The sequence below is a fragment of the Luteolibacter sp. SL250 genome (assembly GCF_026625605.1).
GTDB lineage: Bacteria > Verrucomicrobiota > Verrucomicrobiia > Verrucomicrobiales > Akkermansiaceae > Luteolibacter.
This window is the reverse complement of record NZ_CP113054.1, coordinates 1,862,750-1,885,893: the sequence shown is the minus strand read 5'-3', so window position 1 is coordinate 1,885,893 and position 23,144 is coordinate 1,862,750. Positions and strand designations below refer to the sequence as shown.

Here is a 23,144-nt window from a genome sequence, read left to right as displayed (position 1 = left end):
TCAAACCCAACCTGCCCCTTCCCCCTTCCTGACGGACGCGCCCCGTGAGGTTTCGCCTCGACACCGTCCCCGCTTCCGCCAAAATTTGCGTCCAATTCCCTATCAGTCCTATCTCCACCCCAATGCGGATCGCGATATTCGGTGACATTCACGCCAACCTGGAGGCTCTCGAAGCCGTTCTCGAGGACGCACGCGCCCAAGGCACCACCGACTATGTCTGCATGGGGGACATCGTCGGCTACAATGCGGACCCGGCGGCCTGCCTGGAGATCGTGAAGGAGATGAACTGCCCGGTCATCAAGGGCAACCACGATGAGGACGCCTCCGGGGAACATTCCCTGGAAAGCATGAACCCGGTGGCCGCCGCCGCGCTGGAATGGACACGCGCCCAGCTTTCCGAAGAACAACGCCAGTGGCTGCGCCGCCTGCGCATGGTCCGCCAGGTCGCGGACTTCACCATCGTCCACGCCACCCTCGACCAACCGGCGAACTGGAACTACGTGACCAACCGGTTCGACGCCATGTCGAACTTTTCCTACCAGTTCACCCAGCTCTGCTTCCACGGCCACACCCATGTCCCGCGGGTCTACGTGAAGTCGGACAAGGTCCACGAGGTCCCCGCCGAGTCCATCGCCATCGAGCCGAACTCGAAGTACTTCATCAACGTCGGCTCCGTCGGCCAGCCGCGCGACGGAGACTGGCGCGCCTGCTACGCCATCTACGACATCGACCACAACCTGGTCGTCTTCCGCAGGGTGGAGTATGACATCAAGAAGACGCAGGAGAAAATCCTCGCCGCCGGCCTGCCGGAGATGCTCGCGGAGCGGCTTGCGGACGGGCGGTGAGTGCGTCCCGGCGGGATTGCACTCCGGAGTAGCGGCATGGCTGCGCCATGACGGCTGGGAAAACACCGATCCTCCCGAGACTCCGCAGGGAAAGGATGCCATCCATGACCTGTTGGCATCCGAAGATCCCTACCATCCAACCAGCCGTCATGGCGAAGCCATACCGCTGCCAGAGACTTGATAGTAGCCCGTTGTCAGGACGATACAACCTCCTCCGTATTTTCCCATGGATTGAAAGCCAAGACCGATATATGAGGGACCGAACACCCCCTTGGATATGAAGAAAACCATCTTAACCGTGACGTTTTGTGCTATGGCAGGACTGCTGGCCTGGAAACAGTATCAACTCCACGAGGAAAGGGAGCATAAGAAGCGTACGGAATATCTGCTGTGGTTGAATCGCAGTGTTCCGTGTCCTGACTGCAACAAACGCTTTCTTCCGGAAGGAAGGAAAGCCTCCAGAACGCGGTCCATCGTGGCAGGAACCACCTCCGGCGCTGCAGCCGGTGGCGCTGGCGGTGCCTACGCGGGGGCAGGGACCGGCGTTGCCGTAGGGGGTGTCGGCGCCTTTCCTGGTGCAGCGGTTTTTGGCACCATCGGTGCGGTGGGCGGCGGTCTCGTCGGAGGCTTGGGCGGTGCGCTGTTCGCGGAGGGCCGTATTGAATGCCCCTCCTGCAAGCATGTCTTCAACAATCCCAAGGACTGAACCCATCGGCCAACCGATGATGAGCCTCCCCCCCCTGCTTATCATGCGAATGATCGGAGATCCTCCCCACGACTCCGCGAGGAAAGAATGCCATCCATAGCGTCCTGGCATCGGAAGATCCCACCGATCCACCCCACCGTCATGGCGAAGCCATGACGCTACCCTCGCCCCTCACTTTCCGAACTGTTCCAGCCAACCTTTCACGGAGCGGCGGTTCAGCAGGATGAGAGTCAGGATGGGATAGAGGCAGGTGAAGAGGATGCTTCCGATCGCGCCGCCGATCATCGCGGCATCCATGCCCGTCTTCATCCCGGCCGGCAGGTCGCCCATCTGTCCGAGCTGGTCCTCCATCATCTGCCGCTGCGCCGGGACCATGTAGATGAACACCAGCACGCCGCCGGCGATTTTCCCAAGAAGCGAAGCGATGGCATAACGGTTGGACGCCTTCACAGCATCTTTCTTCGCACGGAGCAGCTTGATCCCGGCGATGGTCACCAGCACCACGAGGACCGCAGTGATCCCCAAATTGATGTTCATCATCGGCTGGATGGCCCGGGTCATGTTCTCCTGTGCGTCGCGCGCCGGTCCGGGCGGGACCATGTTGATGAACGGGTTCCCCGCGACCGCCATGAATATGCCCCAAAGTCCGGTGATGAGACCATAACCCGCGGCGAGCAGGTGGAGGATGCCGAAGACCTGCAGAATCGCCGGCTTGTGGACGGGAATCGGCTGTGGAGCGAAAGATGGTCCTGACTCGGTCGGTGCCTGATAGATGTTCCCTTCGTTCATGTCGCCGTCCATCGCAGCGTGCCGCCGGGAAGTTGTCGAGAAATCACGCCGCCCATCGGGAGATTCCGCATCCCTTCATCAAACCCTCGATTTCCCGGCGGATTCATCTATGTTTCCGGATCATGCGCTCTCCCATCGTTCTGGCCATCGGCGCGCTCCTGCTGTTGGCGGGATGCGACAAGGCATCACGCAAACCCTCCGGCACGGCCTCCGCCCCGCCCGCGCCGCCACCTCCCCTGCCGGTGGTCGCCATCGCGGATGTTCCGCCCCCGTCCACTCCGGAGGTGGAGCTGAAGCCGGGATCGAATCTGGGCATCGTCGCGCAGGATGCCTACGGCCATGAGCGGTTCTCGGGATTCCTTTCCGTCGTCAATGGCATCACGGACCCGACGAAGATCCGGGATGGCACGGAGCTGAAGACCCCGGCCATCCCCGTCGCCTTCCAGGACGCCGGGGTGGATCCCGCCTACCAGCCCGCCATCAACGCACTGGCAAAGGCGGCGACGGATTACTTCGCGCAGTCCGGCGCCTTCCGCGGCGCGCTCTCCGCCACCACGGAAAGCGGAAAGCCGGAGTTGTCCCCCGGAGTGACCTCCGTCTTCACCTCCAGCGCGGATGCGGTGGATGCAGCGGTCGCCGTGCTGGAAGAGGCGAAACCACCGCACACCGTGCCGAAGAAAAGCATCGAGCAGTTCCGCCAGGCCTCCACCCACCTGCGGAAGCTCGCGAAAGGAGACATCGCCACGGATGATTACTCCCAGGATCTGGTCGGCCAGCGGTTCGGCCTCGGTTTCACCAACGCCCTCCTGTGGACGAAAGCACAGCACCAGTGATGCCACCGCCCGGCGATCCGTGGATCCCCGCCATGGATGACCTCCCGGAACCACCCGCACGGCTCACCCATGCGGAGGTGGAGATCATCTTCTCCCACAGGACCCCGGACAATGCGCCGGAGGGCTTCGTCGCCGGCTACCACTTCGTCATCCGCGACGCACGCGGTCGTGAGGCCGGGCACATCAACCTCCGCATCGGCAGCACGCCCCATGTCACCTTCGTCGCCGGCCATGTCGGCTACGAAATCCTGCCGGGGCGACGCGGCCACCGCTACGCGGAAAAGGCCTGCCGCGCGCTCGCCCCGTGGGCCGCCACCTTTCCCATCGGCCTCATCATCACCACGGACCCGGACAACCACGCCAGCATCCGCACCATCGGGAACCTCGGCGCACGTTTCATCGACGAGGTGGACGTCCCGCCCGACGACCCCCATTTCCTCCGCGGCAGTCTCCGCAAGCGGCGCTATCTCTGGCTGCCGGAGTCCACGCAATCCGCGTGATTCTCTGGATCCGTGGTCAAAAAAGGCCGGTCGATTCCAAGGCAATGACCCGGCGAAGCCAATGCCAGTCTGAAGACCGGCGCTCCCAGCGCCAGCAGAACCAATCACGCCCCTCCGGATTTCCTAAAAAAATTCCTCCGGATACCCGTTCATTCAGTACTTGCCACAAACTGAAAAGTCGGATTACTTCAACCAGTCGGCGCATCCCGGATGCGTGACGACGCGCTTCGCTCGGGTCCCCTCACGTCATGGTCCCGGCAAGTGTGATGAATATGGCGTGATTAGAATTGAAGAAAATGGACATCTACGTGGGCAACCTGCCCTACACCGCTACCGAAGAAGACGTCACTGGTCTCTTTGCCGCTTACGGCCCTGTTGATCGGGTCAAAATCATCACCGACCGTGAGACCGGCAGATCCAAGGGATTCGCCTTCGTCACCCTCGGCGACCAAAGCCAGTTGAACGCTTCCATCGAGGCGCTTAATGGATACGAATTCCAAGGCCGCGCGCTCCGCGTGAACGCCTCGGAACCGAAGGAGTCCAAGCCAGGCGGCTTCCGCAGCGGCGGTGGCGGCGGCTATGGTGGCGGCGGCGGCGGCGGTTACGGCGGTGAACGCCGTGGCGGTGGCGGCGGCGGCTACAAAGGTGGCGGCGGCGGTTACGGCGGAGATCGCCGTGGCGGTGGCGGCGGCTACAAAGGTGGCGGCGGCGGTTACGGCGGAGATCGCCGTGGCGGTGGCGGCTACAAAGGCGGCGGCGACAGCTGGGATTGATCCCTCGTCCACCAAAGGACTTTTTCACAGAAACGCCCGGGTCCGCCCGGGCGTTTTTTTTGCGCCCCGCGCAAAGCCATTCGAATGGAGCCAATGGAGGATGACATCAGAAGGTGGCCTTTTCCGTCACCAAAATGGGATCGCATCTCCCGCCCCCATAGGTGACGGGTTCCATCCATTCCCAGAATCTCGATCTGGCGGCTGGTCTCGACCATTTCAAACGATGAGCGTCCTTCAGATCACTATCATCACCATCTTCGGTTTCATCACCCGGGTCACAGCCGCTGAGCAAAATGGCCTACCCGGATCTGACCTGCCCGATTGGTACTTCGAATACAGGCCGGGAGTCGAGGGCGGCCGCTTCCTGTTCTACGTGGGTCCCAACCCGCTTTTATTGGATCCAAAACTAAGGGAACACACACCCAAAACTTACAGCGAGGCGATCCGGATATTCGGGCCTGCTTTCATCCATAGTCTTTCTGGATTAGGAGCCCGCGAATGGAACTTCAGCGATGGAAAACGCTTCCGCCATGGAGGTGGCGGCTTGGAGGCCCCCTTCGAGGCGAAACTGGAGGATTCAACAATTACCTTGATCACAGTCACGGTAGGCAAAGAGGGGCCAGCAGGCGAAAGTGCCTGCGGAAGTGAATCCCAATCCATCTTCCAGTTGGAACCCCGAACTCATGGAAGGACGATTCTGCTCCTATCGAGGGGAGAAGCCGGTGATGCTGAACGCATCCCTGAGAAATGAATGGCCAAAAACCTACCTCGAAGCCATTCAGATCTTCGGACCCGCTTTCCATCGCACTTCCGAATCAGAATGTTGGGAATGGGATTTCACCGACCGGAAAACCCTGAGGAGCAAGGGCAAGCCCACGAAACTGGACCAGCCTTTTGACGCTGAACTCATCGAATCCGGGGAGAGGACTGACACGGCCCCGGCACGATAGAAAGTTGCCGATCACTCCTTATAGCACCTTTTCACCCGTGGCGTGATGCCGGTGAAGACTTCCCACACGATCACGCCCGCCTTTTCCGCGACCTCGGCCACGGGCAGGTTCGGGCCGAACATCTCCACCTCATCCCCTTCGCGGACATCATCATCCGCATCCGTCACATCCACCATCGTCTGGTCCATGGTCACCCGGCCCAGGATGGGGAACCTGCGGCCACGGATCCAGACCTCCCCACCCTTTCCTGAAATGTGGCGGGGGTAGCCGTCCCCGTAGCCCACGCCCACGGTGGCCACCTTCGTCGGCCGGGTGGTGACGAACTGGCGGCCGTAGGACACACCGTGCCCGGCGGGCAGGGTCCGGACCAAGGTCACACGGGACTTCAGAGACATGACGGTGGAAAGTTTTTCCTGATGCCCGGGCAGCGGTGAGACGCCATAGAGCATGAGGCCCGGCCTGGCGAGATTGCACACGGTGCCGTCATAGCCCAGCAGGCCGGCGCTGTTGGAAAGGTGCCGCCACTTGAAGGTATCCGGCCCACCCAGCTCCGAAATGACCGCACGGTAGTGGTCGAACTGCCGCCGGGTGAATTCCTCGTCCTCATCCGCCGAGGGGAGGTGGGAGCCCAGTCCCTCGATCTCCAGGTTGGGCAGGGCTGCCAGTTCCCTCATCACCTCCGGCAGGTGATCCGCGACGAAGCCGCCGCGCCCCATGCCGGTGTCCACGGCCAGATGCACTTTCAGCACCTTTCCCGCGGCGGCGGCCAGCGCGTCGAACTGAGCAGCCTCCGTCAGGGAAGAAATACAGGGCGTCCAGTCCCGCGCCACGATCTCCGGGCGTTCCTCGCTCCAGGTCGCACCGAGGAGGTAGATGCGCGTGTCCACCCCCGCCTCCCGGATGCGCCGGGCTTCCCCCACATTCGCCACACCGAAAAAGACGATGTCTTCCGTTGAAAGCGCCTTAGCCACATCCTCCAGGCCATGCCCATAGGCCCCGGCCTTCACCACCGCCATCAGCGCACAGCCGCTCGCCTTCCGTGCCACGGCCAGGTTCCGTTTCATCGCCGCCAGGTCAATTTCCGCCCACGCCCTCGGCGGGGAGATCGGTAAGACTTCGTTCACGCGCCAAAGCTAGCCGCTCACCGTCCACCGGCAAGACACAGATGGCCCCATAACCTCATGAAACAGAAAACCGGAAGACCCACGGGGGATCTTCCGGTTGGAATTGATCCGCCGTCACAAGGACGGCGGGATCAGTTGATTATTGCTCGACGTCGAGGTTGGCTCCACCGCCACCTTCAGGAGTGGTGTTGGCGCTGCCACCACGCAGTTTCGGAGCGGCCACCTTCGGGGTGATTTCGCTGCCCCACACGGTGCCTTCGCCCTTCTGGAGCAGGCTCTTGCCGCCGGGAAGCATCGCGCGCTTGGACTTGCTGATGATCAGCTCGCTGGCGGAGCCGTCGATGCGGAGGATGACCGCCTTGTCACCGAACGGACCGGCATCGAACAGCTCCGTGGAGCCTCGCAGCAGCGGGGTCACCGCCACCGGGATGTTGGTGTCATTCGAGGAGCTGAAGGCGATGTTGCCGTCCAGGACGTAGCCGAAGCCGACTTCACCGGCTTCAAGCGCCTTGGAAGGAGGGCTGGTGATGTCGTCCGGCTTCTTTGTGCCAGCCGCTTTCGCGTAGAACATCTTCTCGTTGCCGTGACCGACGGCAAGAAGCTGGCGGAAGTAGTCGTTGGAAGTGTTGCCACCGGCCTGCGCGAGCGGGGATTCGGTGTTCATTTTCACGTCCGCGAGGGTATCCTTGTCAGGATAGCTGTTGTAGTCTTTCTCGAACTCCATCAGCGCGAGGCCGATCTGCTTCGAGTTACCGAGGGCCTCCACAAAGGGGCCTTTCTTGACCTGTTTCATCACCATGGGGGCGGTGAGGCCCACCAGTGCGGCGATGATGGTGATGACGACGAGCAGCTCCACAAGCGTGAAGCCCCGCGCCGATAAACGATGCGCTTTCATACTGTTGTTTATGTTGGGTTTCGTTGGAATGGGGCAATCGCCCCGATTTAATGATCCCCCGCCGGATGAAAATCCCACGGGATTGCTCCAAACATAGAACCCGCCACAGGCGGCGCAAGAAGGAAGTTATGAAGAAAGGAGCCGGAATTCCGCTGATTTCCGTTCCCTCTTTTTCAGGGGACTCCGGCACCCGTTTCCGCGCGCGATTTCACCCCGCTGAGCAACTTCCACTCCCCTTTGGTCATGGCGTAGGGACCTGCGAACTCGATGGTGGTGCCGCCTTTGCCCTTCGTGCGGCAGGCGTATGCCTGGTGCCGGTCCAGATAGTAGAAGATGAGGTAATCCTTGTCCCCACTGTTCGCCTCCGCGAGGAAATCGGGAAGACCCTGCTGGTCGATGAAGATGCGCAGGTCTCCGCATTGCCGGGACCTGTCCATGAGCTTCCGGTACCCGGCGGAGCCGGTGGACTCCCGCACCAGCAACATCTGGTTCCCGGAAGAGCTGCTGGAAATGCCACCGCAGGCTCCCAGCAACAGGAACGGAATCAGAAGCAGGTGCCAGCGGTGCATCCCACCCAGTAGTCCAGAATGTCCCGGTGCGCGAATCATTCTTACTTCGCGCGGGCTTTCTCCATCACCTCCGCCAGGGTGACGGCTTCCCCTCCGCGGCGCTTGCTTTCATCCGCGGCTTCCATGAAGGCATAGATCTCCAGCGTCTCCGCCATCTCCACCGGCGGCTTTCCGGTCCGGAAGAAATCCGCGATGGCGAAAAGCAGCGGTTCATAGCCATCGTACGCGCCGATGGCGAGCTCGCCCTTGTCGCCTTTCGCCAGTCCGCCGTAACCCTTCCGGTCCGTGGTATTGGATTCCCGGAAGACCCCGGTCCTGCCTCCGGTCCATTCCCCGGTCACCTGGATGAGGCCGTCGGCGGTGGTGCCGCGCTTCACACTCACCGCCCCTTTGCCGAGGACGGTGAAGACGGATTCCACTCCGTGGATGCCATACCAGAACAGATCGACGTGGCTTTTCTCCAGCTTGGCCGGGCTGTGCGCCTCCGCGCTTTTCACCGTGCCAATCTTTCCGGCGCGAGCCTGCAGGGTGGCAGTGCCGTAGCGCAGGGAGGAAGCGGTGAAGATGGGAACACCCGCGGCGGCGGCCTCGTCGTAGATCGTGAGACAATCCGCGAGGGTGGCGGCCAGAGGTTTGTCGATGAAGATCGGCTTCTTCGCCTTCAGCACGGGCCTCACCTGCTCCAGATGGACCTTCCCGTCGTTGCTCTCCAGCAACACCGCGTCCACCTTCGTGAGCAGTTGGTCGATGGAATCCACGATCTCGACACCCATCTTCTTCACGGTTTCGGTGTATTCCGGGACGCGTTCATAGCTTTCAGGGATGTCCCTGCTGCCCGGAGCATAGGCGGCCACCACCTTCAGACCGGCCAGCCTCGGCGCGTCCTCCGGGTTTTTCGGACCGACGTTGAGGATCTTGGTGAATGCGGTGGAGTGGCTGGTGTCCAGGCCGATGATCCCGATGCGGATCTCCTTCGGCTTTTCCTCCGCCGGTGCCAGCGGAGCCATCCATGCGGCGCACAGGCCGGCGATCATCCAGTGTTTCATGTTCATGTCGTTGATCAGGGTTTGGTTTGTCGCGCCATTTCGAGCAGGGTATCCAGCATCACGGCGCTGGCCTTCGGTTCGAGGTGATTCGTTCCGGGCCAGGTTTCGTAGCCGCCCAGCTCCAGTTGCCGCGGTGTGGGCAGGTAGCCGAGGTAGTCGTGCGCCATGCTGATCATGAAGGAATGGGGAAGCGGCGCCGCTTTCCTGAACTCCAGCCCGGTCTCCGCGAAAACCTCGACCGGCATGGCACCGATGCCGGTTTCCCCGATACGGATGAAGTGCAGCGGCACCCCGATTTTCTGCTCCGCCCTCACGATGGAAAGGACCCGCTCCGCGTAGATCTTCGGCATGTCCACCTTCCCCTCCGGCACCTCCTTCTTCGCCGTTTCCTCCGCCCACGCGGCCAGTTCCGGATCCACGGGCTTGCGCAACAGTTCCACCACGCGGTGGCGGGCATCCACCTCCACCTGCCTCTTCCACTCCACGGTCTTCAGGGCACCGTCCACCTTTCCGGCCACATCCCTTCCGACCATGAGCATTTTTTCATAGGCGGGGAACTTCGGGCCGCCGTGGCGGAAGTTCACATTGTTGATGTCACCACTGGTGCCGTTGGCCAGCATCGCCACGAAGGGGGGGGATGCGGCATCCGGCGGCTGCGGCTGCAGCTTGCCAAGTTCCCCGCAGAACACCCCGAAGTAGTCCGCGGAAATGTCCCCGAACTTCACCCCGCCGATGTAGTGGACCGAGTAGGCGGCGAACAGGGAGATGAGCCTCCCGCCCGGCTCCCTGAACGCGACGAAGGAAAGTGTGGGATCCACCGGCCCGACCGGATCCACCAGATTCGGGCTCGCCACAGCCGGGTTCATCTTTGCCTTGTCGATCTTGCCGAAGGGATTGGAAGGCATGGTGCCCTCCTTCATCGACCACCGGCGGTTGAACACATGCTCCGGGATGTCCACCTTGCCGGATGCCACCTCCGCCGGACGCAGCCTGCGGTCCGCAATGCCGACCGCATCCGCGATGCGTGAAACGACAAACTGCTGGTAGTCCGTGAGCGGGGCCTTCAGGTCATAGCGGTGGCCCAGCGCATCCCCCGCGGAGTGGGTGTGCGTCGCGGAAATCAGGACATTTTCCTCCGGAATGCCGGTCGCCTCCCTGATCCGTTTCCTCGCTTCCACGGAAACCGTGCCGCGGATGCCGAGGAGGTCGCAGACGACCAGCGCGACTTTCTTTTTCCCGTCATCCACCACCAGCGCGCGGACGTGGAGTTCATCATGGACGTTCGCAGCGAGTTGCCTGCCGAAGTTGCCGATGATGGGAACTCCCAGGGCCGGGGTGATGTTGCTGGTGGCCGCACCAGCCCGCAGTTCTTCGCCACCGGAGGAAACCCACGGCAGGGAGCAAAGGGTCACACTGAATAGTATGGAGAGGTTCTTCATCATCATGACATGGAGCGCCCGGAGGGATGCATGCTCCGGATACCCTTTCTGAAACGCTTTCCCTTTCAGTGTTCCACACTCTTAAACCGTCTCATTCGGATGCTTTTCCGGAGATCTGACAAATGCCCGGACAGCACCGCCGTAACCGCATCCGATTTTACCTACCAAACCCATGAAACGCCGCGAACTCCTTTCCTCCATGGCCACGCTCGGTACCGGGCTGGTGTTGCTCCCCCACATGGCTGCCGCCGCCACCACCGCAGCCACCGGGGAATCCCTGCAGGTGGCCGTCGTCGGACTGAAGCGCGGCATGGACCACGTGAAGGCGCTGCTGAAGCTGCCGGGAGTGAGCATCAAATACGTGGCTGAGACGGACGAAGGCCGCCTGGCGAAGGGCATGAAAACCATCTCCGAAACCCAGAAGGAACCCTGCAAGGGCGTGACGGATTTCCGGACTTTCCTGGAGGACAAGGACCTTCATGCCGTGTTCATCGCGACGCCGAACTTCTGGCACACCCCGGCCGCCCTGCTTTGCATGGCCGCGGGCAAGCACGTCTATGTGGAGAAGCCCGGCAGCCACAACCCGCGGGAGGCGGAGATGATCGTCGAGTCCGCGAGGAAATACGACCGCCTCTGCCAGATGGGCAACCAGCGGCGGTCCTGGCCGGGCGTGGTCGAGGGCATCGCGAAACTCCATGACGGCGCGATCGGCAAGGTCCGCTACGGCAAAGCGTGGTATGACGCCAGCCGCAAGACCATCGGCAAGCGCGCGCAGCCGCCGGAAGGAAAGCTCGACCTCAACCTGTGGCAGGGTCCCGTGCCGGAGCGGGAGGACGTGATGGACTACGTCCACTACGACTGGCACTGGCGCACCCACTACGGCAACGGCGAGCTGGCGAACAACGGCGTGCATTCACTGGATGTCGTCCGCTGGGGACTCGGTGTGGACCATCCCAGCCAGGTCAGCTACCTGGGCGGGCGCTATTGGTTCGATGACAAGCAGGAGTTCCCGGACAGCGGCTCCGCCATCTATGACTTCGGCCACTGCGGCGCATCATGGGAGCAGAGCAGTTGCCACCCGTCTTCCGTGGAGAAACACGCCACCTGTGCCTTTTATGGTGAGGGCGGCAGCATGTACGTCATCGGCGGCAAATGCGTTTTCCATGACGAAAAGGGCGTGAAAACTTCCGAGACCGAAGGCCCCGCCGGAGATCCCGATCACATCGGCAATTTCCTCGATGCCATCCGTGGCAAGGCGAAACTCAACTCCGAGATCGAGGTCGGCCAGACCAGTGCCATGCTCTGCCACCTCGGCAACATCGCCTTCCGCACCGGTACGGTCGTCCGCTTCGACCCTAAGGCGAAGAAACTCATCGGCAACCCCGAAGGGGAAAAGCTGTGGGCACGGGAATACCGCAAGGGCTGGGACGCAAAAGTCTGACCTGCCTGGAACGACGGACCTGATGGAACCTCCGTCGATGGAGAATCCCATCAGGGTATGCGCGCGGATGAGATCAGTGCCGTGCCGGCATCACTCCTCCGTCTCCCCAGCCGCCAAGGCGAGCGCCTCTTCGGTGAGGCGGGTGATCTCGCTCCACTGGCCGGCGGCGACGAGGGCCTTGTCCACCATCCATGATCCGCCGATCGCGGCCACCACGGGAAGTTTCAGATACTCGAGGAGATTCTTCGACCCGATCCCCCCGGTGGGGATGAAGTTCACGCCGGTATGGCCGTATGGTCCGGCCAGGGCCTTGAGCATGCCCACACCGCCCGCCGTCTCCGCCGGGAAAAACTTCAGCAGCTTGCAGCCCAGCGCCATCGCCTGTTCCACCTCGCTGGGCGTCATGACGCCCGGGGAGAACTGGAGGCCGCAGGCATTCGCCGCCGCCACGTTCGCCGGATTAAGCCCCGGAGCCAGACCGAAGACCGCGCCCGCGTCCTTCGCCCGCAGCACCTGTTCCCTGTCGAGGAGCGTACCCGCTCCAAGCAGGATCTCCGGAAATGCCTTTGCGATGCGCCGGATGGAACCTTCCGCCGCCGCCGTGCGGAAGGTGATTTCCATGATGTCCAGCCCTCCCTTCAGCAAAGCTTCTGCAAGCGGCTCCGCGTCTTCCTCACGGTCCAGCACCACCACGGGCACGATGCGTCTTCTGGCGATTCGATCCAACATGGACCGAAGATGGAAGCTCCCCGGCCACAGGTCCAGAAGAGATCTGTGTTTCCGGCAGCCAGTCCGCGCGATGGAAAATGGCGGTCCGGCCGATCACCCCCCAGGGAAACCCATTAACCTGTGGGATGAGTCAGTCGGACCGCCCGAGTGTCGCGACATTTCGTGATATAGCACCGGACGTGCCAACCCACGCGCGACCTATGGAAGAACCTGCTGAACCGCTGGCGGCGCAGCGGGAACGGAGGCCAGTGCGGGCCTACGGCTTATCCAATGGTGGATGAACGCCAGCTTCTCCGTCACGGCATCTGACAGGATGAAGGGATAGGGATCCGCCATGCCCATGCTGCGGTTGAGACTGTTGATGACGAACCGCAGTGCATGCCAGTTCTCCCGGATGGAGGGGAAGTCCAGGCCGTAGGGATTCTGGAGCGCCCGGTGCTCCCCTTTCAACCGGATCTCAACTCCCCCTGCGGAGGCGGATTCCAGGGTGTCCATGATATGGAGATAGTGGGACCATGTCTCCGCCCAGTCCTCCCAGGGATGGGCTGCCGCATACGGAGTCACGAAACGGACGCCCCAGTCAGCGGGAGGTCCGGCCTGATAGTAGCTCTGCAGCGCTGCCCCGTAGTCCGCACGCTCGTCACCGAACATCCCCCGCACTTCATCGATCCGCGGATCCGACCTTACCAACAGATCCCAATAGTAGTGGGCGCATTCATGCCGGAAGTGTCCCAGCAGGGTGCGGTAGACCTCCCGCATGTTGAGCCGGGTTTTCTCCCGCACCGCATCATCCGCCTCTTCCAGGTTGATGGTGATGATGCCGTTCATGTGCCCGGTGAGGATGCGCTCACTCTCCGACATCGGCGTGGCGGGATCCGCAAGAAAGGCGAAGGCAAGCCCGTTCGCCGCGTCCACCGTCTTCGGGATGACGGGCAACCGCAGTTTCAGCAGCGAATAGATCAGCCTGCGCTTCGCAGCTTCCATCTTCACCCATGATTCACGGTTTCCGGGTGCGGATAGGTCCGGGATCACCTGGACCAGGCGGCAGGAGATACAGAACGCCTCCGGATCATCCGCCGCAATCATCCAGTTGCAGGCGTTCTCCGCCTCATAGTTCCGGCACTTCCGGTAAAGGAAACCCTCCGCTTCCGGAATCAGGCTCCCCCATTCCCCACCCGCTCCGGTCAGGACGGAGATCTGGAGCCGGTCCGGCAGGAACCCCAGCGTGTGGTTGCAGGAAATACAGAACGTGTTTTCGAAAAACAGGCGTTCCCCACAGTGCTGGCAGAAATAGACGTTCATGAACTCAGAAAATCGCCTGCAGCAGCTTCACCATCGCCATGATCACGCCGATCAGGCCGGCGCCGATACCCAGGAAGCTGACGATTCCCCCGCGCACGCTGGGAGCGAGGGAAAGGATGATTCCCAGCAAGCCGAAGATGATCGCCACCCCTGCGAGGAGGAACACGAGGAAACCATTGTTGACGACGAAGATCAGAATCGCGGCCACCAGCGCGATCAGTGAAGGAAGGCTGAAGGATGCTTTGGAATTTGCCATAATCCCACCTATACACCCGCTTCCGCATTCCGCCCCCAAAAATTTCGCCAGGTGATGGGCAGGAAACGGATACCCTTGGCGGATCCCCCCTCACTTCCCGCCCGCGTCCTTCTCCATCGCGTTGAGCAGGATGCGCAGCGCGCCGCCGGAGATCCACACCTCCCACACCAGGCATGCCAGCGAGGCGGCCATCAGCGCCAGCGCGATGGTGAACGCCACCATGGCCGTCACCTTCCAGGATCCGACCACGCCCAGCATCGCCACCACGCACAGGAATAGGCTCAGCGCCCCCAGCAACTGCATCGCGCGGATCAACGTCAGCCTGCGCCGTAAGTTGGCGATCTGTGCCTCCAGCAGCACATCCCCTGCCACCAGCCAGTCGCTGTGCAGCTTCCGGATCAGTGCCGCCAGGTGCAGGAACCGGTTCGTGAAGGAAAGGAACAGCAGGCTGATGGCGGGGAACAGCAGGGCGGGCGTGGAGACCTCGAGTGTCATGGCGGTATTATCCACGAAAATTCCCATGAATAAATCCTCTTGAGAACCTGTCATAGCGATCTAACTTAAAATCGAATCCGACAATCTATGACCATGAAATCCATCACACTCACCATCGGTGCCGTCCTTACGGCCCTCACCCTTTCAAACTGCGCGGACATGGGTCCGAACACCCAGCGCGGAGCCGCAACGGGCGCCATCATCGGCGGCGTCGCCGGCGGCGTGCTCGGCCACCAGTCCGGCCGCGGACTTGAAGGCGCCGCCCTGGGAGCCGCAGCAGGCGGTGTGGCAGGCGGCGCCATCGGCAACAACCGGGACCAGCAGGAGCGCCGCTACTACCGCGACCGCGACTACCGCTACTGAACCGCTTTCCGGCCTATATCAGTGGAGAGGACGTCCGGGAAATCCGGGCGTCTTCTTTTTTTGGATGATTTGTGCCACCGGGGCCTCTTAACTCCAGTCGATTCCGAAACCCCGTATGCCCCGCCTCCTCGCCGCCCTCTTCCTGCTGTTCGGTTGCAGCTTGCCAGCCCTCGCCCAGTTCAAACTTCCCGGAGGGACCTCCAGCACCACGCTGATGGTGCCGGAAACCAGCACCATCGCCCCCGGCAAGCCCTTCACCGTGGCACTGAAGCTGACCCACCCCGCGGAGTGGCACAGCTACTACAAGAATTCCGGCGGCATCGAGAAATCACCCACCATCACCTGGACGCTGCCGGAGGGCTTCTCCGCCGGTCCCATCCAATGGCCGGTCCCGGAACTGAAGGACCTGAGCGCCGGGGACTTGGTGATGAAAAGCCTCATCTACTCCGGCAGTCCCGTCTTTCTGGTGGACATCACTCCACCTGCGACGCTCACAACGGGCACTCCCGTGACCCTCACGGCAAAGGCGGAGTGGCAAATCTGCAAGACGGCCTGCATCGATGAGTCCGCCACCTTCACCCTCAAGCTGCCCGTCGCGGACGCCCCCGTGGTGGACGCAGCCCACGCCGCCCTCTTCACCGCCGCACGCCAGGCGCTCCCCGCCACCAATCAGGATTGGAAGGCCGCCGCAAAACCCCAGGGCGACGGCATCCTGCTCACCCTCACCCCCGTTTCCGAAAAGGCGAAGGGCGTACAGGCTTTCGATTTCCTCTTCATCCCGGACCAGCAGTTCATCGTGCCGGTGACCGCCAATACGGGCATCTCACTGCAGGACGGCGCATGGCAGGTCCCGCTGAAACGCCGCACGGAGCAGATCAGCATGGATGAGATCCCACAGGAGGACGCCTTCTCCGGCATCCTCGTTTCGAAAAGCGCCGCCTTCCCGCCCGTCGCCATCGGCACCATTTCGCTGAAGGAATCCACTGCCACCCCCGCCCCGGCGGATGCCACCGTGCCCGCGCCGGACCAGACTTTGCTGGTCATCATCGGCGGCATGTTCCTCGGCGGCCTCATCCTCAATCTCATGCCCTGCGTCTTCCCCGTCATCGGGCTGAAGATTTCCGGCTTCGTCCAGCAGGCCGGGCATGACCGGCGGAAGATCGTCCTGCACGGCCTCATCTTCACCCTCGGCGTGCTCATCTCCTTCTGGTTGCTCGCTCTCGCCCTCTACCTCGGCGGCATCACCAGCTGGGGGAACCAGCTCCAGGACCCGCGGGTCAGTTTCATCGCCATCGTCATCATGCTCCTGCTCGGCATGAACCTCTTCGGGGTCTTCGAGATCGGCACCTCCGCGACCGGCGTCGGCGGGGACCTCGCGCGGAAGTCCGGCATCGCCGGAACCTTCTTCTCCGGCGTGCTGGCCACCCTGGTCGCCACGCCATGTTCCGGTCCTTTCCTCGGCACCGCCATCGGCGCCGCGGCCCGCCTGCCCGCCGTGCCGTTTTTCATCGCCTTCACCTTCATGGGCCTCGGTCTTTCGCTGCCCTACCTCGTCCTTTCCGCCTTCCCCGCGTTGATCGAAAAACTCCCACGCCCCGGCGCGTGGATGGAGTCGTTCAAGCAGGGCATGTCCTTCCTCCTGTTCGCCACCGCCGGCTACTTCCTGTGGGTCTATGGCGCGCAGGTCTTCGACCACAATGAGGGACAGAAGGGCCTCTGGGTCATGATCGGCATCAGCATCATCGCCTGCGCCGCATGGATCTACGGCCGCTGGAGCCTGCCATACCGCACCGCGAAGGTACGCATCGCCGCCCGCATCATCGCTCTCGCCTTCGCAGCTACCGGCACCCTCCTAGCCTGGCCATGGCCCGTCCCCACCGTCCAGGCCGCGGATGCCGCCAACAAGCTCGAGTGGCACCCATGGTCCCAGGAGGAAGTCGAGCGCCTGCTCGCCGCCGGCCAACCGGTCTATGTCGATTTCACCGCGAAGTGGTGCCTCACGTGCCAAGTCAACAAGAGCCGGGCCTACACCCCGGATGTCGTGAAACTGATGAAGGACAAGAACATCGTCGCCCTCAAGGCGGACAAAACCAACACAAGTCCCGCCATCGACGCGAAGCTGAAGGAACTCGGCCGCACCGCCATCCCCGTCAACGTCCTTTACATCCCCGGACAGCCGGAGCCGGTCATCACGCCCGAGCTGCTGTCACCGGAGGTGCTGAAGGAAATCTTCGGAAAAATCCCGTGATGCAGGTTTCAGGATGCAGGATCCAAGATCCACGGAAATGGCCTGACTCTTGGTGATGGTGGAAGGAACCACGGGTTACGCGGATTCAGATTCCACGCTTCGTTTCGAATCCGTATAATCCTTTAATCCGTGGTCAAAAAAGGCGCGTGAGTCATGGCGTCGAACCCAACCCGGAGGACGCCTGAATCCCGCCTCACCCCCTCAGCGCGTCGATCTTCTCCTTCACCTCCTGCCACGCGACTTCATGCGGCGGCTTCCCGGACTTGGCGGCCAGGGCAGCGGCGACACCCGCCGACTCGCCCATGCCTACTGCATTTCCAGTAACACGGTAGCTGGAGTGGGACACGAAGTCCCCGCTGATGCAGCGGCCCGCCATCAGCAGCCCGTCCACATCCTTTGCGATCAGCGCGCGCAGGGGGATGTCATACGCCTTCACCTTGATGCCCGTGGCATGGCTGGACGCCTTCTTCTCGTTGTGCTCCCCGGTGGTGGCGTGGATGTCCACGCCGAAGGTCGCGCGCGTCACCGCGTCATCATGACGGGCACCGGCGATGATGTCGTCCGTGGAAACCGTGTAGCGTCCGGCGATGCGGCGGCCGTCCCGCACGCCGATCTGTTCCGCCGTGGCGACAATCTGGAGACCCTCCCAGCCACCTCCCAGTCCGCGCAGCCCGTCGATCATCTTGTTCATCTCCGCCCGCGCGTTCACCGTCGCGCGCGTGACCGCCGCCGGGTCGAAGGGCTTCACCCCATACTCATGGTTGAACATGGCGAACAAGAGATTCTCCTTCACATGCCAGAGCGTGGGTGAGCCGTAGGATGGGTAGTGGCCGAATTTCTGGATCTCCTTGCGGATGGCGTTCTTCTTGTCGCCGTTGCTGTTCTCCCCCTCCAGGGGCTTGCCGAAGCGGACGAACCCGCGCAGCTTCTCCGGGTCCCGGACGATGAGCAGCGCGTTGAGCGACATCGGCTGGCACGGGCAGGTCGCAGTGTCGCCATAGGAAGGATCCCCCAGGGAAAAGGTGCAGCCCGCCAGCGCACCCAAGTCACCGTCACCGGTGCAGTCGATGAAGACGGGCGCGGTCCAAGCCTGCCGCCCGGCCTTCGAGTCCGTGATGATGGTGGTCAGTTTCCGCCCGTCGCGGAAGGCGGCGGCCACCCGTGTGTGGTATTGGAAAGTGACACCCGCCTCCACGCAGAGCTCCTCCAGCAGCAGCTTCAGCGCCTCCGGGTCATAGCTGAACGCGCTGGCGCTGCTGCCGGTGTAGGCCCCGCGCTGCTCCAGTTTCGTCCGCAGTTCCTTTGCGAATCCCGGCTTCGCGAAATCAAGGAAATACCCCAGCAGACCCGCCGTCCACACTCCGCCCAGGCAGCCCCGCCATTCGAAAAGCCGCACCTTCGCCCCCGCCCGCGCCGCCATGATGGCAGCCGTCACACCCGCAGGTCCCGCCCCGCAGACGATGACATCCGCATCTCCGGTCAGCGGCGCATTTTCCGCCGGGATGGTGAACGTCTTCCCATCACCCGCAGGCACCGCTGCGGCGGCTGCGGCGGTCGTGAGCATGGCTGGAGATCCGAAGGCGGCGAGGGTCTTGCCAAGGAAATGGCGGCGGTTCGTTTTCATGGGCGGATTTTTGGGGATAGGACAAAACGCGCCCTCCCGGGAAATCCTTGCAAATCTCCGTCATCATTTCCGTGGGGCAGGGACCGCATTCCCATGCGGTCACGTGGGGGGCGGCCACCGCCATCCTCCGACCCCATCCTGCCACAATACTCCCCCATATCCTCCAAAGAGGACGTCTTAGACCATCCGGCATCCCGGGGACTCCTCCGCCGCCCCCCGCCGGACGCCATGGAATGGCGTCCCTGCCTCCATCAATAAACGATCCGCACGGGAGTGCCCACCCGCACGTTGTCGAACAGGATCGGCACGAACTCATGCGGCAGGCGGATGCAGCCGTGGGACGCAGGTTCACCCGGCTGCGGAATCAGCCCGCCATGCATGCCGATGCCGTAGGAAGTGAGACGCATCCAGTAGGGCATCGGCGCTGGCACATACTTTTCACCCGGCCCCTTGCGGGTGCTCGGTTTCGCGTCGCCGTTTACCACGTTGCCGAACTCATCCTCGATCCAGCCGTAGCGGTTCGAGTATTTGTCCACGATCTTTTCCGTGATCCGGTAGGTGCCGCCCGGAGTTCCATGTCCCTCCTTGCCGGTCGCCACATAGGTCCAGCCCACCTCACGACCCGCGCGGCGCACGAACGCCTTCTGCTCGGAAAGGTTGATGGTCACCGTCACCTCACCGGGGCCGCCGTCATCATACCACTGGTACATGACACGCTCCGCCTTCGGCAGCGGCCTCGGCGGCTCATTGGACGGCGCGCATGAGAACATCGTGAAAGCGGCTGGAAGGCAGAGAAGCCCTGGGATCTTGGTGAGAACTCGGCGCATGGGGAGATTCAGGAAAGTGGCTTGGTGGTGGGGCGTCCCAGCCAGTGGCCGCCGCTGCGCACCATTACCTCCGGACGATTCCCCGGTCAAGGCCGCGTGACTTTGCCGTCACCGGTTATCCATTGCAGCGGGCCTTGCACATCCCTTCCAACGCGCCTAACAGTGGCGCGGCACATGATCCATTTCTCCATTTTCGGCATCCCCGTCGCAGTCCAGCCCTTCTTCTGGGTGACCATGGCCCTGCTGGGCGGCGCACTGAGACCGGATACCATGACACCCGAGGGACTGCTGGAGCTGGCCCTCTTCATGCTCGCCGGGTTCATCTCCATCATGGTGCATGAGCTGGGCCACGCCCTGACCATCAAACACTACAGGCTGCCGACCTCCATCACTCTCCAGGCCTTCGGCGGCTACGCCACTTATCCCTCCGGCCGCCTGTCCCGCCCGCAGAACTTCCTCGTCACCGCCGGTGGTCCCGCCGCCCAGCTCGTGCTGGGACTCATCGCCCACATCCTCCTCCACTACCTGCCATTCAACCAAGGGATCTTCATGTTCCTCGACTCACTGAGATGGGTCAGCGTGGCGTGGGCGATCCTCAACCTTTTTCCCGTCCTGCCTCTGGACGGCGGCCAGTTGGTCAATGCCGTGCTGGGACCGGCACGTATCCGCATCACCCTCTGGATCACCATCATCACCGCCGTTGGCGTCGCGCTGCTCGCACTCGCCCTCCACCCGCGGCAGATCTTCCTGGCGATCTTCTTCGGCATGTTCGCCTTCCAGGCCGGACAGGCACTCCGCGAGACACGCTGGCGCTGACATCTACCAGAGAAGCAGGCGCAGTGCGGCGAGCGTGGCGAAACCCACGATCATCCACTCGAACGCCGCCTGCGGCACGTGCCGGATGAGCCACCGACCGCCGAAGATGCCCACCACCACGCCGGGCAGCAGCTTCGCGTTCTCCAGCAGGCTGTCCGGAGTGATGAGCGCCAGCCGCGCGTTCATCGGCACTTTCAGAATGTTGATCAGCAGAAAGAAACGCGCGCCGATGCCGATGAGTTCCATCTTCGGGATCCTCCGCCCCAGCAGGTAGAGCTGGATCACCGGCCCCGCAGCGTTCGCCAGCATGGTCGCAAATCCACCCAGCACACCCGCTCCCGCGCCGAACGCCCGTGACTCACCGATGCGGTCGAACAGCGCCGGCCTCAGTCTCCGGAAAACCTGCAGCGCCACCATCGACAGAACACAACCACCGATGACCTTGCGCGCCAGCTTGTCGTCGATCGCGCCCAGCAGCCACCACCCCAACCCCAGCCCGATCAATGCGGGCGCGAGCAACTTCCACACCGGCCCCCAGGAGCCGAACTTCCTGAACGCGGGATACGCCATCAGGTCCGCCACGATGAGCAACGGCAGCGCCAGCCCCACGGACGCCTTCGGCCCGTAGATGTCTGCCAGCAGCACCACGGAAATCATCGAGATGCCGCTGAACCCTGACTTCGACAGACCGATGCAAAGAGCGGCCAACAACGCCAACGCATAGACACGGGGATCCGACAACATCTCGCCGGGGATCCTTGCCCATCCCCCACGCTTCCGTCCACCCGCACTTGAAAAATTCCGCGGGAAAGACGAAGGTATGGATTCGTTCACGCCGCCATGCTTTCCCGCATCCTCCGCCACACCTTGCGCTTCCCCATCCGGAGCGCCGTATCGCTGGTGATGGCGGTCACATGCACCGCCCTGCTGCTCGCGCTGCCGGGGGCGACCATGTATTTCATCGACACCATCATCCCGCAGAAGCGGCAGGACCTCATCCTGCCCACCGCCGGCATCGTGGTGGGAGCCATTTTCGCCCGCCAGCTCCTCTTCACCCTCCGCACCTGGTTCAACAACGTGCTGGAGCTGAAGCTCACCCACATCATCCGGGTGGAGCTTTATGACAAGCTCCAGCGCCTGCCGGTGAAGTGGTTCGACTCCAACTCCTCCGGGGAGATCATGTCGCGCGTCTCCGACGACGTGCCCGCGACCAACCGCGTCATCATCGAGGGCATCGACCAGGCGGTCGCCGCCGCGCTGCAGTTCCTCATCGTCATCGGCTACATGCTGTTCCACTCCTGGCAGCTCACGCTGGTCACCCTCATCCCCCTGCCTTTCATCGGCATCATCACCTCCTGGTGGGCGAGGCGCGCGGAGCCGAAATGGAGGGAATCCTCCGAAGCATCCTCCGCGCTCAATGCCCTGTTGCATGACAACCTCTCCGGCATCCGGCAGATCAAGGCCTACACCGTCGAGCCGGAGGCCCTCATGAACTTCGACGAGGCTTCACGGAAGGTTGGGGAAAAGCAGATGAACGTGATGCGCGGCCAGTCCGTCGTGTGGCCGTCCGTCTCCTTCATCGCGGAGTCCGGCATCGTCCTCATGCTCGCCTTCGGCACGCTTTGGACCATCCAGGGAAAGATCAGCTCCGGCGTGGTCATGAGCTTCCTGGTCGCATGGGGGTTCCTGTTTGATCCCATCTCCCGCATCAACGCGCTCTCCCAGACCTTCACCCGCGGCATCGTTTCCGCAAAGCGGATCTTCGCCATTCTGGACACCCCGGATGAAACCCACCTCACCGACGGCCTGCGCCCCGAAGTGATGAAAGGCCATGTCCTTTTCGAAGATGTTTCCTTCAACTACTCCGATGAGGCACCCGCCGTCAGCAACCTCACCCTGGAGGCACGACCCGGAGAAACCATCGCGCTCGTGGGGGCAACCGGCGCGGGCAAGTCCACCGCGCTCAACCTCCTCACCCGTTTCTACGAACCCACCTCCGGCCGCATCCTCATCGACGGCAACCCGCTCTCCGGGCTGTCAAAGGAATGGCTGCGCGACAACACCGGCTACGTGACGCAGGACAACTTCCTCTTCAACACCACCCTGCGCGAGAACCTCCTGCTGGCGAAGAAAGACGCCACCGATGAGGAACTGTGGAAGGCGCTGGAACTGGCGAACGCCGCGGAGTTCGTCCAGCGTTCCCCGCAGGGTCTGGACACCATCGCCGGGGAGCGGGGCAGCCGCTTCTCAGGGGGCGAAAAGCAACGTCTCTCCATCGCCCGCGCCCTGCTGAAGAACCCGCCGCTGCTGCTGCTGGATGAGGCCACATCCGCCCTCGACAACCGCACGGAGCGACTCGTCCAGCAGGCCCTCGAAAATTTACGCAGTGATCGTACCTGCTTTGTCATTGCCCATCGGCTTTCCACCGTCCAGAAGGCTCACCGCATCTGCGTCCTCGACCGCGGCCGCCTCATCGAACAAGGCACGCACGAAGAACTGATCGCGGCCAACGGATCCTATGCGCGGCTTTGCGAAGCAACGCTCTCCGTCACAGACAAAACTTCCCACGACTGA

General features: G+C 62.6%; 24 protein-coding genes. 11 read left to right on the top strand and 13 right to left on the bottom strand.

Annotation, left to right across the window (positions count from 1 at the left end):
• Window positions 1–122 precede the first annotated feature (122 nt).
• Together OVA24_RS08365 and OVA24_RS08360 are read left to right on the top strand one after the other, a co-directional pair.
• The gene (locus OVA24_RS08365; protein WP_267674752.1) at window positions 123–845 is read left to right on the top strand and encodes a metallophosphoesterase family protein; all 723 of its coding nucleotides are present in this window, start codon (window positions 123–125) and stop codon (window positions 843–845) included.
• A 277-nt stretch (window positions 846–1,122) separates the two neighbouring features.
• A complete protein-coding gene (locus tag OVA24_RS08360) occupies window positions 1,123–1,551 on the top strand; it encodes a hypothetical protein (protein ID WP_267674751.1) in 429 nt (142 codons plus the stop codon).
• A gap of 171 nt (window positions 1,552–1,722) precedes the next feature.
• On the opposite strand, the gene OVA24_RS08355 is transcribed toward OVA24_RS08360, so the two are convergent.
• Window positions 1,723–2,340, bottom strand: a complete 618-nt coding sequence (locus tag OVA24_RS08355) for a hypothetical protein (protein ID WP_267674750.1) — start codon at window positions 2,338–2,340, stop codon at window positions 1,723–1,725.
• A gap of 122 nt (window positions 2,341–2,462) precedes the next feature.
• On the opposite strand from OVA24_RS08355, the gene OVA24_RS08350 reads away from it, so the two are divergent.
• From OVA24_RS08350 to OVA24_RS08335, 4 genes are all read left to right on the top strand, one after another.
• Window positions 2,463–3,173 carry a hypothetical protein gene (locus OVA24_RS08350; RefSeq protein ID WP_267674749.1) on the top strand — a complete coding sequence of 237 codons (711 nt, stop codon included), beginning with the start codon at window positions 2,463–2,465 and terminating at the stop codon, window positions 3,171–3,173.
• 32 nt (window positions 3,174–3,205) lie between these two features.
• Entirely contained in the window at window positions 3,206–3,673 is a 468-nt protein-coding gene (locus OVA24_RS08345; protein ID WP_267674748.1) for a GNAT family N-acetyltransferase, read from the top strand.
• A 296-nt stretch (window positions 3,674–3,969) separates the two neighbouring features.
• Window positions 3,970–4,446: an RNA recognition motif domain-containing protein gene (locus tag OVA24_RS08340; protein ID WP_267674747.1), complete on the top strand. Its 477-nt coding sequence runs from the start codon at window positions 3,970–3,972 to the stop codon at window positions 4,444–4,446.
• A 223-nt stretch (window positions 4,447–4,669) separates the two neighbouring features.
• Window positions 4,670–5,197 (top strand): hypothetical protein, encoded by a 528-nt coding sequence (locus tag OVA24_RS08335; RefSeq protein WP_267674746.1) that lies wholly within the window; start codon window positions 4,670–4,672, stop codon window positions 5,195–5,197.
• Between the two features lie 210 nt (window positions 5,198–5,407).
• On the opposite strand, the gene alr is transcribed toward OVA24_RS08335, so the two are convergent.
• The 5 genes from alr to OVA24_RS08310 all read right to left on the bottom strand — a co-directional run bounded on the left by alr (window position 5,408) and on the right by OVA24_RS08310 (window position 10,475).
• Complete coding sequence (gene alr, locus OVA24_RS08330; RefSeq protein WP_267674745.1) at window positions 5,408–6,520, bottom strand: alanine racemase; 1,113 nt, start codon at window positions 6,518–6,520, stop codon at window positions 5,408–5,410.
• 139 nt (window positions 6,521–6,659) lie between these two features.
• On the bottom strand, window positions 6,660–7,415 hold the full coding sequence (locus OVA24_RS08325) for a type II secretion system protein (protein WP_267674744.1): 756 nt from the start codon (window positions 7,413–7,415) through the stop codon (window positions 6,660–6,662).
• Window positions 7,416–7,588: 173 nt separating this feature from the next.
• The gene (locus tag OVA24_RS08320; RefSeq protein WP_267674743.1) at window positions 7,589–7,984 is read right to left on the bottom strand and encodes a hypothetical protein; all 396 of its coding nucleotides are present in this window, start codon (window positions 7,982–7,984) and stop codon (window positions 7,589–7,591) included.
• A 41-nt stretch (window positions 7,985–8,025) separates the two neighbouring features.
• Entirely contained in the window at window positions 8,026–9,036 is a 1,011-nt protein-coding gene (locus tag OVA24_RS08315; protein WP_267674742.1) for a Gfo/Idh/MocA family protein, read from the bottom strand.
• A gap of 8 nt (window positions 9,037–9,044) precedes the next feature.
• Window positions 9,045–10,475 carry a neutral/alkaline non-lysosomal ceramidase N-terminal domain-containing protein gene (locus OVA24_RS08310; protein WP_267674741.1) on the bottom strand — a complete coding sequence of 477 codons (1,431 nt, stop codon included), beginning with the start codon at window positions 10,473–10,475 and terminating at the stop codon, window positions 9,045–9,047.
• Between the two features lie 166 nt (window positions 10,476–10,641).
• On the opposite strand from OVA24_RS08310, the gene OVA24_RS08305 reads away from it, so the two are divergent.
• Entirely contained in the window at window positions 10,642–11,910 is a 1,269-nt protein-coding gene (locus OVA24_RS08305) for a Gfo/Idh/MocA family protein (RefSeq protein WP_267674740.1), read from the top strand.
• A 90-nt stretch (window positions 11,911–12,000) separates the two neighbouring features.
• Here OVA24_RS08305 and eda read toward each other — a convergent pair whose 3' ends face one another.
• The 4 genes from eda to OVA24_RS08285 form a co-directional block, all read right to left on the bottom strand.
• Window positions 12,001–12,639, bottom strand: coding sequence for a bifunctional 4-hydroxy-2-oxoglutarate aldolase/2-dehydro-3-deoxy-phosphogluconate aldolase (gene eda / locus OVA24_RS08300; RefSeq protein WP_267674739.1), 639 nt, complete (start codon window positions 12,637–12,639; stop codon window positions 12,001–12,003).
• 198 nt (window positions 12,640–12,837) lie between these two features.
• Window positions 12,838–13,941: a zinc-binding metallopeptidase family protein gene (locus tag OVA24_RS08295; RefSeq protein WP_267674738.1), complete on the bottom strand. Its 1,104-nt coding sequence runs from the start codon at window positions 13,939–13,941 to the stop codon at window positions 12,838–12,840.
• 4 nt (window positions 13,942–13,945) lie between these two features.
• Complete coding sequence (locus OVA24_RS08290) at window positions 13,946–14,197, bottom strand: hypothetical protein (protein ID WP_267674737.1); 252 nt, start codon at window positions 14,195–14,197, stop codon at window positions 13,946–13,948.
• Between the two features lie 90 nt (window positions 14,198–14,287).
• On the bottom strand, window positions 14,288–14,692 hold the full coding sequence (locus OVA24_RS08285; RefSeq protein ID WP_267674735.1) for a DUF2721 domain-containing protein: 405 nt from the start codon (window positions 14,690–14,692) through the stop codon (window positions 14,288–14,290).
• 93 nt (window positions 14,693–14,785) lie between these two features.
• On the opposite strand from OVA24_RS08285, the gene OVA24_RS08280 reads away from it, so the two are divergent.
• Complete coding sequence (locus OVA24_RS08280) at window positions 14,786–15,055, top strand: YMGG-like glycine zipper-containing protein (protein WP_267674734.1); 270 nt, start codon at window positions 14,786–14,788, stop codon at window positions 15,053–15,055.
• A 115-nt stretch (window positions 15,056–15,170) separates the two neighbouring features.
• Complete coding sequence (locus tag OVA24_RS08275; RefSeq protein ID WP_267674733.1) at window positions 15,171–17,303, top strand: protein-disulfide reductase DsbD family protein; 2,133 nt, start codon at window positions 15,171–15,173, stop codon at window positions 17,301–17,303.
• Window positions 17,304–17,496: 193 nt separating this feature from the next.
• On the opposite strand, the gene OVA24_RS08270 is transcribed toward OVA24_RS08275, so the two are convergent.
• Together OVA24_RS08270 and OVA24_RS08265 are read right to left on the bottom strand one after the other, a co-directional pair.
• The gene (locus OVA24_RS08270; protein WP_267674732.1) at window positions 17,497–18,927 is read right to left on the bottom strand and encodes an FAD-dependent oxidoreductase; all 1,431 of its coding nucleotides are present in this window, start codon (window positions 18,925–18,927) and stop codon (window positions 17,497–17,499) included.
• A 251-nt stretch (window positions 18,928–19,178) separates the two neighbouring features.
• Entirely contained in the window at window positions 19,179–19,754 is a 576-nt protein-coding gene (locus OVA24_RS08265; protein WP_267674731.1) for a L,D-transpeptidase family protein, read from the bottom strand.
• Between the two features lie 174 nt (window positions 19,755–19,928).
• On the opposite strand from OVA24_RS08265, the gene OVA24_RS08260 reads away from it, so the two are divergent.
• Complete coding sequence (locus OVA24_RS08260) at window positions 19,929–20,570, top strand: metalloprotease (RefSeq protein WP_267674730.1); 642 nt, start codon at window positions 19,929–19,931, stop codon at window positions 20,568–20,570.
• Between the two features lie 3 nt (window positions 20,571–20,573).
• On the opposite strand, the gene OVA24_RS08255 is transcribed toward OVA24_RS08260, so the two are convergent.
• Window positions 20,574–21,314, bottom strand: a complete 741-nt coding sequence (locus OVA24_RS08255; RefSeq protein WP_267674729.1) for a sulfite exporter TauE/SafE family protein — start codon at window positions 21,312–21,314, stop codon at window positions 20,574–20,576.
• Window positions 21,315–21,410: 96 nt separating this feature from the next.
• Between OVA24_RS08255 and OVA24_RS08250 the strand changes: the two genes are divergently transcribed.
• Window positions 21,411–23,144, top strand: coding sequence for an ABC transporter ATP-binding protein (locus tag OVA24_RS08250; protein WP_267674728.1), 1,734 nt, complete (start codon window positions 21,411–21,413; stop codon window positions 23,142–23,144).

Coding starts and splice junctions, on each gene's coding strand:
- OVA24_RS08365 (WP_267674752.1), top strand. CDS start 123: ATGCGGATCGCGATATTCGGTGACATTCACGCCAACCTGGAGGCTCTC.
- OVA24_RS08360 (WP_267674751.1), top strand. CDS start 1,123: ATGAAGAAAACCATCTTAACCGTGACGTTTTGTGCTATGGCAGGACTG.
- OVA24_RS08355 (WP_267674750.1), bottom strand. CDS start 2,340: ATGAACGAAGGGAACATCTATCAGGCACCGACCGAGTCAGGACCATCT.
- OVA24_RS08350 (WP_267674749.1), top strand. CDS start 2,463: ATGCGCTCTCCCATCGTTCTGGCCATCGGCGCGCTCCTGCTGTTGGCG.
- OVA24_RS08345 (WP_267674748.1), top strand. CDS start 3,206: ATGGATGACCTCCCGGAACCACCCGCACGGCTCACCCATGCGGAGGTG.
- OVA24_RS08340 (WP_267674747.1), top strand. CDS start 3,970: ATGGACATCTACGTGGGCAACCTGCCCTACACCGCTACCGAAGAAGAC.
- OVA24_RS08335 (WP_267674746.1), top strand. CDS start 4,670: ATGAGCGTCCTTCAGATCACTATCATCACCATCTTCGGTTTCATCACC.
- OVA24_RS08325 (WP_267674744.1), bottom strand. CDS start 7,415: ATGAAAGCGCATCGTTTATCGGCGCGGGGCTTCACGCTTGTGGAGCTG.
- OVA24_RS08320 (WP_267674743.1), bottom strand. CDS start 7,984: ATGCACCGCTGGCACCTGCTTCTGATTCCGTTCCTGTTGCTGGGAGCC.
- OVA24_RS08315 (WP_267674742.1), bottom strand. CDS start 9,036: ATGAACATGAAACACTGGATGATCGCCGGCCTGTGCGCCGCATGGATG.
- OVA24_RS08310 (WP_267674741.1), bottom strand. CDS start 10,475: ATGATGATGAAGAACCTCTCCATACTATTCAGTGTGACCCTTTGCTCC.
- OVA24_RS08305 (WP_267674740.1), top strand. CDS start 10,642: ATGAAACGCCGCGAACTCCTTTCCTCCATGGCCACGCTCGGTACCGGG.
- eda (WP_267674739.1), bottom strand. CDS start 12,639: ATGTTGGATCGAATCGCCAGAAGACGCATCGTGCCCGTGGTGGTGCTG.
- OVA24_RS08295 (WP_267674738.1), bottom strand. CDS start 13,941: ATGAACGTCTATTTCTGCCAGCACTGTGGGGAACGCCTGTTTTTCGAA.
- OVA24_RS08290 (WP_267674737.1), bottom strand. CDS start 14,197: ATGGCAAATTCCAAAGCATCCTTCAGCCTTCCTTCACTGATCGCGCTG.
- OVA24_RS08285 (WP_267674735.1), bottom strand. CDS start 14,692: ATGACACTCGAGGTCTCCACGCCCGCCCTGCTGTTCCCCGCCATCAGC.
- OVA24_RS08280 (WP_267674734.1), top strand. CDS start 14,786: ATGAAATCCATCACACTCACCATCGGTGCCGTCCTTACGGCCCTCACC.
- OVA24_RS08275 (WP_267674733.1), top strand. CDS start 15,171: ATGCCCCGCCTCCTCGCCGCCCTCTTCCTGCTGTTCGGTTGCAGCTTG.
- OVA24_RS08270 (WP_267674732.1), bottom strand. CDS start 18,927: ATGAAAACGAACCGCCGCCATTTCCTTGGCAAGACCCTCGCCGCCTTC.
- OVA24_RS08265 (WP_267674731.1), bottom strand. CDS start 19,754: ATGCGCCGAGTTCTCACCAAGATCCCAGGGCTTCTCTGCCTTCCAGCC.
- OVA24_RS08260 (WP_267674730.1), top strand. CDS start 19,929: ATGATCCATTTCTCCATTTTCGGCATCCCCGTCGCAGTCCAGCCCTTC.
- OVA24_RS08255 (WP_267674729.1), bottom strand. CDS start 21,314: ATGTTGTCGGATCCCCGTGTCTATGCGTTGGCGTTGTTGGCCGCTCTT.
- OVA24_RS08250 (WP_267674728.1), top strand. CDS start 21,411: ATGCTTTCCCGCATCCTCCGCCACACCTTGCGCTTCCCCATCCGGAGC.